This window comes from Mycobacterium sp. TH-M25 (assembly GCF_057473665.1).
The window spans coordinates 1-10750 of record NZ_JBYCLA010000571.1 but is presented as its reverse complement, the minus strand read 5'-3'; the positions used below and the strand labels follow the sequence as shown (position 1 = coordinate 10750).

At 63.6% G+C, this 10750-nt stretch carries 10 protein-coding genes and 2 pseudogenes; 1 reads left to right on the top strand and 11 read right to left on the bottom strand.

What is annotated here, in order from left to right:
* The 6 genes from AC2VOU_RS19095 to AC2VOU_RS19070 form a co-directional block, all read right to left on the bottom strand.
* Positions 1-190 (bottom strand): thiamine pyrophosphate-binding protein (locus AC2VOU_RS19095; RefSeq protein ID WP_486958766.1); only part of this gene is annotated, 190 nt, incomplete at its 3' end.
* Between the two features lie 347 nt (positions 191-537).
* Positions 538-1383 carry a glycosyltransferase family 2 protein gene (locus AC2VOU_RS19090; protein WP_486958765.1) on the bottom strand — a complete coding sequence of 282 codons (846 nt, stop codon included), beginning with the start codon at positions 1381-1383 and terminating at the stop codon, positions 538-540.
* Positions 1380-2360 carry a glycosyltransferase gene (locus AC2VOU_RS19085; RefSeq protein WP_486958764.1) on the bottom strand — a complete coding sequence of 327 codons (981 nt, stop codon included), beginning with the start codon at positions 2358-2360 and terminating at the stop codon, positions 1380-1382. Before AC2VOU_RS19085 ends, AC2VOU_RS19090 begins: the two co-directional genes overlap by 4 nt.
* On the bottom strand, positions 2260-3495 hold the full coding sequence (locus AC2VOU_RS19080) for a glycosyltransferase family 4 protein (protein WP_486958763.1): 1236 nt from the start codon (positions 3493-3495) through the stop codon (positions 2260-2262). The genes AC2VOU_RS19085 and AC2VOU_RS19080 overlap by 101 nt, the downstream gene beginning before the upstream one ends.
* Positions 3492-4541, bottom strand: a complete 1050-nt coding sequence (locus AC2VOU_RS19075) for a glycosyltransferase family protein (RefSeq protein WP_486958767.1) — start codon at positions 4539-4541, stop codon at positions 3492-3494. Before AC2VOU_RS19075 ends, AC2VOU_RS19080 begins: the two co-directional genes overlap by 4 nt.
* Before the next feature lie 204 nt (positions 4542-4745).
* On the bottom strand, positions 4746-6263 hold the full coding sequence (locus AC2VOU_RS19070; protein ID WP_486958762.1) for an FAD-dependent oxidoreductase: 1518 nt from the start codon (positions 6261-6263) through the stop codon (positions 4746-4748).
* Between the two features lie 270 nt (positions 6264-6533).
* Between AC2VOU_RS19070 and AC2VOU_RS19065 the strand changes: the two are divergent.
* Positions 6534-7285: pseudogene (locus AC2VOU_RS19065) on the top strand (SDR family oxidoreductase).
* Positions 7286-7320: 35 nt separating this feature from the next.
* Here the strand turns inward: AC2VOU_RS19065 and AC2VOU_RS19060 are convergent.
* The 5 genes and pseudogenes from AC2VOU_RS19060 to AC2VOU_RS19040 all read right to left on the bottom strand — a co-directional run.
* Positions 7321-7614, bottom strand: coding sequence for an STAS domain-containing protein (locus AC2VOU_RS19060; protein WP_486958761.1), 294 nt, complete (start codon positions 7612-7614; stop codon positions 7321-7323).
* 176 nt (positions 7615-7790) lie between these two features.
* Positions 7791-8498, bottom strand: a complete 708-nt coding sequence (locus tag AC2VOU_RS19055) for a GAF domain-containing protein (protein ID WP_486958760.1) — start codon at positions 8496-8498, stop codon at positions 7791-7793.
* A 330-nt stretch (positions 8499-8828) separates the two neighbouring features.
* On the bottom strand, positions 8829-9494 hold the full coding sequence (locus AC2VOU_RS19050) for a diguanylate cyclase/phosphodiesterase (RefSeq protein ID WP_486958759.1): 666 nt from the start codon (positions 9492-9494) through the stop codon (positions 8829-8831).
* 21 nt (positions 9495-9515) lie between these two features.
* Positions 9516-10454, bottom strand: a complete 939-nt coding sequence (locus tag AC2VOU_RS19045) for an SMP-30/gluconolactonase/LRE family protein (RefSeq protein WP_486958758.1) — start codon at positions 10452-10454, stop codon at positions 9516-9518.
* Positions 10455-10605: 151 nt separating this feature from the next.
* Positions 10606-10750, bottom strand: a pseudogene (locus AC2VOU_RS19040) (microaggregate-binding protein 1); the annotation flags it as partial.

Genomic DNA, 10750 nt, shown 5'->3' with positions numbered 1-10750 from the left:
ACTTCGCATAGCCCACCGCTTCGAACGCGGCCATTTCCTCATGCCGGGCCTGTACGAATTGCGGCTTGTTGTCCGCGCGCCGCCACGCTGCCAGCAGACCGTTGATCCCGTCACCGGGATAACCGAAAACCTGCTGCACCCCCCAGTCGCGCAGCCTACCGAGCAGTAGATCGCCGACCTTTTCTGACATGCCGTTCCTCCTTGCCCGGTCGAATTCGGCAACGCGACGGTGGCGGCGTCTGCGGCGTTCAGCGGGCGCCGCAAACCCAGGTGCCAGCTCACTGCTGGTCGCGTGCCGCGGTTGTTTCTCGTATTTTGACGCCGCTAACCCGGCGCTTCGAAGGGTTACCCGTCCCCGTAAAAAATCAACCGGCGTCGCCGGCCGCTCGAACGGCCAGCATTCGACGCCAGGATTGGATCGCTACGAGGCGGGTCTCTGAATAACCGCACGGCGGCCAAACAACTCCGAGACGGGGTGCAAGTGCGTGACCATTAAAGATCACTCACTTGCAACGGTTCGTCGACGATCGGTGACGCCTATGCGTCGTGCTCGGCTGCACCGGCGATCTTTCGAGGCCGTCCGGCGATGTCGCGAGCAACCAGGCCGGCTTGCTCGAAAGCGGTCAACCAGCCGTGCATGGGCCACCAGCCCCAGCGTCGGTGAAAGATTCGTGCGTTGCGCACGATGTCATCGATATGCTCGACAGGGGGATCACTGGCCGGATGGAACTGGTGGAATGCGTGCGCTCCGCCCACCCAACACATCGGGATACCCTGTGCTGCAGCGCATTGCGCGAAGTCGGTGTCCTCACCACCGTAGCCGCGATACCGCTCGCAAAACCCACCTATTTTGTTCCACGTGGTGGCGGTGACCGCAAACGACAGGGACCAGAACAATGCGTACTCGGTCGTCGGTACCACCGCGTCTTCCGGCGGATTCGGTCGGGCCGGATGTGGATCAAGGTGCGCCCGGAGGCCATCGACCGGATAGCCCCGCGGGCCTGGCGGAGGTAGATATGTCACGGGACCGCACAGCAGCGCGTCGCTGAATTGCGATTGTTCGGCCGTGTCGTGGTACCGAGCGATGAGCTCGGTGTCAGGAATGCAGTCGACATCGAGAAACACCAGCAGCTCGGCAGACATGGATAGTGCCGCCGCCGCTCCCTGGTTGCGGCCGTAAGCAACCGGCAAAGGTTCGGCCACATCGAGATCGACAACCGTGGCCGGTGAGCCCTCGTCAGTGACGATATTTGCGATGTGTAAATCATCAAGCGCGACAATGATGTGTATCTCTGGTCGTCGGGCGCTGCGCGCCAACCCCTTCAATTGGTGACGTAGGTGCGGACCCCGGCCCCGAACTACCGTGATGACAGCGGTTTTCACGGCGCACTCGCCATCGCACAGCGTTGCGCGGTCGCCTCGACTGCTCGGGCTGCGCGAGACGCAGCACCCGCCACCTCCCAGCGGATCCACTTCTCCGGGTCGGTTGCCAAAGCCTGTGCGATCAGGCCGGGCCATGCACGACCATCAGGCAAACCTCGCGCAACGGTCGCCAACCGGTATCGACGCAATACTGTCGCCGTTGACGCCTGCTCATCGTGCGGACGCGGCTGGGGTATCACCACGGCCCGCCGCCGCGCCGCCGCCACGTCGGCGACGGCCCCCTGGCCTGCATGCGTGACAACGACGTCCGCAGAGCAGATCTGCGGCCACGGGTCGTCGACCCACGGACCATCGGTGCCACCGATTACAGTCCATGTCGTCTCCGCGCAGGCAGCCGCACAGTCACCGATTTGACCGCCGAAATCATCGCCGGCTCCGGCAAGAACCAGCACCCGAGTGTCCGCCGCAAGAGCCCTGTCATCGGCTGCCGTTGTCCGTGCCGGCGATGAACACGGTCGCCCGTCGAACCGGCTGATGCCTCCCACGAAAGTCGTCTTCTCCAGATGCGGTCGCAGCCACGGCGGCACGTACAAGTCCCCCGGCCATGCCGCGATGATGTGATCGGCGAGGCGGTGGACCAGCGCGTGCGGAGCATCAAAGCGCTTTCCCGGCAGCGCCATCACGATGACCGGCACACCGAGCAGCCGAGCCATTGCCGCGACTTCGACCGACACATCGGTAACGAAAGCTGCTGGTCGCGCGGCGGTAATCCACGTCGATACGGCATCCATCCGATGTTGAAAACCGTTGTGGTGGTGAGGCGCCCAGTGCAGTGCTCCATGCGCGGTCGGTTCCATCACCCGGTCCCCTTGATCGTCAAGCGGTAGCCTCACGATCTCGGCGAACGGGTGCGGGGCGGGAATATCCATTGAACTCAGCGCCGTCGCAGGGCATCGCAACCGTTCGCAGATGCTCATCGCGCGGGCCAGATGCCCGAAGCCCTGGTGATGGATGTAATAGCCGATCATGGGTGTCCTCACGATGTTCGATCATTTCCCGATACAGATCCAGGTACGCAGACACCATTGCCTCCGAAGAACAATGGCGGAGGGCGTGGTCGCGAACCTCGGCGCGCGAAAGTCTGACGGCATCCGGAATCGCATCTGCCATACCCTCGACGTCGCCGGGGGCTACCAGCCGGCCTGACTGCGGCACAACGAGTTCCGGGATTCCACCGCGGGCGAAAGCCACGACTGGCGTGCCACAGCACATCGCTTCAGCAACGACCAGACCATAGGGTTCATCCCACATCGGAGTAACAAGCACCGCGGAAGCCTGGCCGACGATACCGGCCAATTGGGTCTGATGAAGGTGGCCGGCGTATCGGATATCTGCACCGAGTTGTGGCTTCACCAGCTCGTCGAAGTACTTCGGATCAGCGACCGGACCAACGAGCGCCAGGGGTCGGCCGACACGCCGAGCAGCCGCGATCGCGAGATGAGGTGCTTTCTCAGCGGTAATCCGCCCAAACCACAGTAACGGCCCACCGCCGGCGCCCAGCGGCCATCGATCCTGATCGATTCCGTTCGGCACCACGGTCATATGGCCAATGGACTTCCGCCAAAGGCCCGCGGTGTGCGCAGAGACGGCGGCGAATCCTGTGCCAACCCCGCCGGAGGCGTCGATCGCCGACTCCAGCCAGGGTGTCGGTGGTGTGTGCACGGTAGTCAGCATCGGTATGGACAGCACGGACGCCATCGCAACCGGAAGATAGTGCAGGCTGTGATTGTGGATGATGTCGAAATCGCTTGGGCCGGAATCCCTGAGCCGCAACATCAAGGTCAGGTAGGCGTGGTGGTCTGCCATGAACGACTCTGGCGACATGGACGCATCCGCTCGCGCCGACTCTGAGATCTGCAGCGGTCGCACCGCGAGGGTGTGGCAGTCCAGGTCGGGGTCTGAGCCGGGCGCGGCGAAAGCCGAGACCTGGTGGCCGCGTCGAGCGAGTGCCCGGGACAGATGCCACACATGGGCCTCCAAGCCGCCGGCGAATGGCTGGCGAATGGGAAACCGACTCGACGCGATCAAGGCGATTCGCAGGGACGAGTTCATCGCAGTGTGTTCGCGTACAGCGACCTGTGTGCCGCAGCAACTTCGGCTCGTTCGGCCCGTCGCGCCGCCCAGGTCGCGCGCGGAGCCGGTAGCCCCGCCTCCCAGCGCCGGTAGGCCTCGTCGACCGCGCGCCGCAACGACTCGACGCCGAAGGAGTCTTCGGTGAACTCGAACACACCGCAGGGCCGTTGCTGGCGGTAATAGCCACAGCTCGGCGCAATGACGGCGGTGCCCAGATCAAAGCAGGCTTCCAGCCAACCCGAGTGACTGCCGAACCGGTACGGCAGCAGGGACACGGTAAGCGACGCCAGGTAATCCCAGAATTCGTCATCGCAGAAGTAGGGATGTACGCGGACGTCTACCTGCTCGTGCTGGTCGTACCGCATCAGCGCTTTTCCAGCCTGCGGTGCGAACCAGTGGTTGGCGGGATCGAAAATCTCATCGTGAACATCGATTTGGAGGATTGCGTGCGGCAGCGCCGACACGATGTCGCTGAGTGCATCGATGACGGGCAGCGGATCCATGTTGGCCCGCAGACTCTTCGCATGCAAACCGATGACGAATCGGGGGCTCGCCCGTCGAGGCCGGGCGATGTGCTCGCGCTCGAGGACATGCGGGTGCGGCAAAACGTGGCAGGGGCGCCCCCACCGCCGCTGGATTTCCTGCGCGGCACCGGGTGTGAGGGTGATCAGCGCGTCGGCCGCGGCAACCAGGATTTCCTGCTGCGCGCAGTGCGCGTGCGGGTCGGGATGATGCGGGTTGCGTAGGTCGTGCACGGTGTACAGCAACGGCTTATCGTGTTCCTTCAACTCCTGCATCACGTCGGCGAGCGCATCCGGTCCGATGGCGTCGAATCCAAAATGCACATGAAACACATCGAACCGGTCGTGGTTGTCGCTGACCCAACCTGGCTCGAGCATCAAAGGGGGCCACCAGCCCCCGGGCATGGTCCGACCGTCCTTGGGGACCGGATCATCCAGCCGCACTATGTCAGTCGACCCGTCCGGATCGGAAAGATGGCGCACATAGACATGCGAGGCCGGCACCGAAGCAACACGCAACGACAGTCTCCTTCAGCAGTTGTGCGGTGAATGCAGGACGCGCCGGACGATCCGTACCTTGACATCCGCGATTCGATTCCTGCGTGCTGAAGAATTCGTCTGTGGATACCCCCCGCCGAACCGCGTCAACCGCCATCTTCGCGAGCCATTGAAGGTCGGGTGGAGCGACCGCGTTGCGTTTGGTTTGGGTTAATTTCGTGGCAAGGGAGTCAAGTTACGCGTCGCCGGTCCTTCGAGCAGCGTGCCGTCCGGGGCGAAGCGGGAGCCGTGCAGCGGGCATTCCCACGCTTCGTCGGCGTCATTCCAGTTCACGATCCCGCCTAGGTGCGGGCATACCGGCGACACACGGTGTTGGGCGCCTGCGACCCGGCATCTGGCTTCGAGATGCCAGGGAGGTCCGCTCACGACGCCACCCTCGTGCTCGCTGGGATCGCGGCTGACTGTGCGCGCAGCCGGGGTGATCCATCCTTTCGTCAGATTGAAGCCGACCTCAAGGTTTGATCGCATGGCCGTACGCAGGCCCGAGAGTTCGTGCAGATTCCAGCTGGCGAATGCAGCCGACCAATCCATCCGCCCGCCCAGTATCCGACTGGACAGCGCCAGCGCGGCGGCGGCGCCGTTCGTCATCCCCCATTTGTTGAAACCCGTTGCGATGAAAATGTTTTCACTGCCCGGCAGAATCGGACCGACGTACGGCAAATCATCGATCGGCGTGTAGTCCTGCGCCGACCAGAAATGAGTCTGCACCGCTCCTGGGAAGTTCGTACGAGTCCAGGACGACAGTTCCTCCAGCGCTTTGGATGGGCTCTTCTCGCGTCCGACCGTATGTCCCGCGCCACCCACGATCAGTCGCTCGCCATCAGCGACGGGTGCATAACGCACCGAACGCGTCGGCGAGTCTGTGGAGATCATCATCGGTCGGGTGATATTGCCGGGAACTTTAAAAGCGAAGCAGTAGGACCGGCTTGGTTTGAGGCGGGCGAAGTAACCGCCGCGATCGAGAATCGGAATTCCGGTGGCCAGCACCAGCTTTCCGGCTCCGATTTCGACGTCGTGCCCGTTGGAGTCGTTCACGCGGACGCGCAACTTCTTACCGTGGGTGGAGACCCGCCGGACCCGGGTGTGCTCGACCAGCCGCCCGCCGTGACCGAGCAACTCCTCAGCCAGCGCGTCCAATAATGCCATCGGATCGAGCTGCGCCTGCTCGGCCAAGCGCACCCCGCCATGGTAGGCGAACGGGACGTCGGCCTCGGCCTCCCAGGTGGCCCCCAAGCCCACCTTCTGGGCCGCTTTGAACTCGGCGCGCGCGGCCTCGACGCCTTGGTCGGACTGCGCATAGGTGTAGGCATCCTCGCGCTGCACCGGCACGCCGTGGGACTCGCAGTGGTTCAGCACCCAACTTTGGCCTTCGCGGTTACCGTCCACGTATGCGCGTGCGACGTCTGGGCCGTGCTTCGACATAATCCTTGACAGCTGGCTGCCCTGCAGCAGGCTGAATTTGGCGGTGGTGTTCCCAGTAGCGCAGGCGCCAACCGTGCGGGCTTCCAGCAGCAGCACGTCTTCGCCGGCGCGCGCCAACAGAACCGCCGTCATCAGCCCGGTGATGCCGGCGCCGACCACGACGACGTCGGCACCATGTGCGCCGCCATCAAGCTCAGTTGCAGTCCACGGGGATTCGGCTCGGTCGCTCAGCCACAAAGACGTCACGAGGCTATTGATACCCCGGCGGCACGACCACAAAACGACTGCGTCTTACCGCCCAGGACAGGACTGATGACGTGACGCGCCGCCCGAAAAGTCTGAACGTTGAGCTCAATTGCTCAAAGATCGACGGACGCAGCATATTCCGTCATGAGTTATTGCGTTCGCCAGCAAAGGGGCAGACAGCCCGCCCTAGGCGGCCCCCTCGGTCGGAGCCATCGCGTTTACGCGAAAAGGAGAGCGGTTACCCGGCCTACGAGTGAGAAAGGGCTGATTATGGGATTTCCTGAGCAGCAGCAAGACGTGCCGGGCGTCCAAGCACGCATGGATCCGGTTCCAGACTGCGGCGAGAACAGCTATGTCGGTACCGGCAGGCTCGTCGGGAAAAGCGCGATCGTCACCGGAGGCGACAGCGGAATTGGCCGCGCAGTCGCCATCGCTTTCGCGCGCGAGGGCGCGGACGTCCTCATCGCCTATCTCAATGAAGACGAAGAAGCTCGAGACGTTGCGCGCTATGTCGAAGACGCTGGCCGTAAGTGCATCCTGGTCAGCGGTGATCTCTCCGACCCGCAGCATTGCCGGGCAGTTGTCGAACGTGCCGCTTCAGAGTTCGGTCGAATTGACGTGTTGGTTCCTACTTCCATCTCACCAAAGCCGCTTTGCCGCACATGAGCGGGGGGGCGTCGATCATCGGCAGTTCTTCGGTGAACTCCGATTCGCCCAACCCGACTCTTGCACCATATGCGGCCACCAAGGCGGCGATCGCGAATTTCTCGGCCAGTCTCGCTCAGCTACTCGGCCCGCGGGGCATCCGAGTCAACAGCGTGGCACCGGGACCCATCTGGACGCCACTGATTCCGGCCACCATGGATGCAGAAAAGGTGAAGTCCTTCGGCGACAACACACCGCTCGGCCGAGCCGGCCAGCCGGCCGAGCTCGCCCCGGTGTACGTGCTGCTTGCTTCCGACGACGCAAGCTACGTCTCCGGTGCCCGTGTGGCCGTTACCGGCGGCAGACCGATCCTGTAGCCAGACCACTCGTTGACGACTGTCGCCGGGTCCTTTTAACCCCCGCCCGGCTGACCCGCCGTCACCCAGCGCAACGCTTGAACTACCGTTTCGTGCACTGAGAGCAATTCGTCCATGGCGAGCAGCCGCAGTATTCGACCGGCGGCTGGACCTTCTGCCACCACGGCGAACCGATTGTCGTCGCCAATTCTCTCCTGCGCCTCCAACAAGATCCGGACTCCGACCGAGCCGAGAAAATCCACTTCCAGCAAATCGAGAACCAGCCCTCGTAGGATTACCCGCCAGCGCCTCGGCGATGGCGCTCTTGAACGCAGGCGCGCTCGCCACATCGATCTCGCCGCGGATCGCCAGCACCGCGACACCACCGCGGACTTCGATGGAGCTGCCGAGCGGATCTTCGACTAGCAACGGCTCCCCCTAACCCTCAACCGCCGACAATTCTAAGACGTTGGCGCCGCGCTTTGAGGCACTCGGCTGGATCAACGGAGATTGCCCGTTCATCCCATCACGCCTGCAGTGTGAGCCGGCGCGCGACGATGTCGGCGGTCACCGAGGAGAGCCGGCGACCGCATGCGTAGGAATAGGCGCGCAGTCGGTCCACGCCCTCGTCTGGGTCGATACCGAGTTGAACGGCGACCATTCCACCAGCTATGTGGATTTGCGTGCGGGTGAAAGGATTGGTGGCCTCACTCGGCGCGATACCAGTGGTCGCGGCGGCGTCGAGGGCCTGCGCAACGCCGCCGAGGCGGTCGACCTCGTGCTCCCAGTTCGCCAGCAGTCGCCGCGCAATCAGTGTGGTGCATGACATGACCGCGGCACGCTCGGCGGCATCGAGGCCACCGGCGCTCAGCCGGTACAACTCCAGCACTCCCAGCGGTCGCTGCCCGTCGGGTACAGGGAACGCGAACAAAGCATGGGCTCCAAGCCGCGATGCATCAGCGGCAAATGATGGCCATCGTGACGGCGCGGAGACCTTCGCCAGCTCAGGGTGAAACTGTGGACTGTCGTCGAGATAGGCGTCGAAGCACGGACCTTCACCGATCGTGTACTGCAATTCGTCGAGCTGTTGGGCCAGGCTGTCGGAGGCATAAATCAGTTCCCGGCTGATTGCCGACCGGCTCAAAATTGCCAGCGCCGCGCCATCGGCTCGCGCCAGCGACGTCGCGGTGTCGCAAATTTCACGGACGCCGGAGAGCAGGGAGTCACTGACCATCGCCGGCTGGCTCGCTCAGCGTCTGCTCGACGGCTTGCCGCCTACTCGTGACCTGCGCTGCGTGAAATGACGTTCGTTCCACCACCCTTTGATACCCGCTGGCAGCGGCGATAATCCCGCAGGACCATCATATTTTTGCGCGCACGGGCATTCCGCCCCGCTTGAGTGGCTTCGGAGTCGCTCGGATGCCTGCTCGCCGTCGAGCGGCGGTGCGGCGGGCGCGGGATCTCACTGGATCCGGGTTGCTGCCTCGTCCTCTGGTGTGGCTAGCCTTGAGAGCCGGCCATCGTTATCGTGGCGCCCGGCACGGGCTAAACGCCCGCGTTCGACTCAAGCGGTTTCGTCGACGGGTTCGTATGAACGATCAGGGCGAATCTCACGCTCGGTCGTGGTAACGCAGCGCAACAACTCCTCGCCGTACGGTATGACGATTGCCCCGACGACTCCTACTCCGATGGCCGCAAGGTAGCCCGTGGGGAGCCGCTCCTGCTTCCAGCGCAGGCGCCACGCGTCCCGCGTACGTACACCGCGAAGTAGTTCGCGGAACTGTCGCCAGCGCAAGCAACACAAAGTCGACGCCGCCATGATCGGCAGCGACTCCAAGAAACTGTGCACATGCTGCTCCCAGGTGGTGACCTCGCGCCCACTGTGCTCGGCGGTGCTGACGTCCCACAGCGCAGTCGCCTCGTGCGCCGCAATTGAACCGAAGATCGTTGTCAGCAGCAGCGGATTGATTTCGCACAGCAAACACAATGTCAGAGGTATTCCTACCTCAGTCATCATCAGCAGGTGGATCAATGACTCACGGGTGCCGGATGTTCGCTCAATCCGGCTGCGCCGGTGCTGGTTCCAGTCCAGCAGACCCGGGATGAACCAGGCCGGCAAGAGTCCATACATGATGTAGCGCAGCAGGGCGGTCTCCGCGTCATTCGTCCGGTCCGGAATTCGCATCTGCGGACCCAGCCGGCCTCTGATCTTCGTCAATCGGTGTCCCATGTGGTCTCCTCGCTAGCGGCCTCAGACGACCGGCGGACATGGAAGGGTGGCGATCGAACGTTCGGCGAGACTGCCGAAATACAACTGACCGGCGTACTCACGAACGCCGGTCAGCATCCGATAGCCGCAGCGACGACCGCACTCCATCCGCATCACGATCTGCCCGTCCCGATCTATCGCCAGGGCACCCGCAGTCCCCCGTGGCGGATTGGTCGTCACGGCCAGGCGGCTGACAAGCCTGCGTACCGAGCGAGGCAGGCGCTGCGCCAGGCGTAGCGCACGAACCAACGGAGTCGGAATCGCCACCCAGATGCGGCCCGCCGTTCCGGTAGACAGATTGTCCGGCAGTCCCGGTAAACCGTCGGCCAGCATCTCCGACTGCCCGCACCGCGGTCCGGTCAGCCAAACTCTCCAAATCCGGGCTGCCGCAGTCTCGGCGACTGCAACGAATGACTCGTCGTCTGCAAGCGCCACGCCATTGGCGAACTCCAAATGATCAAGCAGCACATGCACTTGCCCGTCCGGGTCGCGACGCAGCAGCCTGCCGGTGGCCGTGCGCTCGATAAGATCGGCCGGATAATCCGGTAGGTGATAGCGCCGGGAAGAATCGGTGAAGTAGATGGTTCCGTCGGCTGCGACGGCGGCGTTATCGCAGATCTTCATCGGCTCACCGTCAATAGAATCAAGCAGCGGCTCAACCGAACCAGTCCGGGGATCGACCCGCAACAGTCCACGCTCGGCATCGCACACGATCAGTCGGCCGTCCGGCAGCGCCTCAACGCCGAGTGGACGGCCTCCGGTGTCAGCAACTGCGGTAACCGGTCCCTCATGCCGCGGGACGGCCAGCAACCGGCCATCAGCGACACCGGTGAACAACCGGTCGTCGAAAGCGGCGACATCCTCGGGGCCGCGTCCACCTACTGGCAGGAACCGCAGACCAAGCATGTGGGTCGAGCGCATGCTGCGCTATACCCCGGTACGTGGTTGCCAAACCCAGCTTCCGCAGCCTGCACCGCGGCAAGTGTCGACATTTCCGCACTGAATCGCGATCCCAGGGGGACGACAGAGCCGAGCCCCTCGACTACCGGGACTCAGCTCTGTCTATCAAGCTCTAATGTTGGTGCGACTTATGGCGGGCCTCGTTGCTTTCGGCTGCGCCGCGGGCGCTCTCGGCTTCTGCTTCTTTCTTCGCGGCCTCGCGCATAGCGTCAGACTTGTCCTGCTGAGCCTGTCCATCACGCTGGATGTCGTCCCGG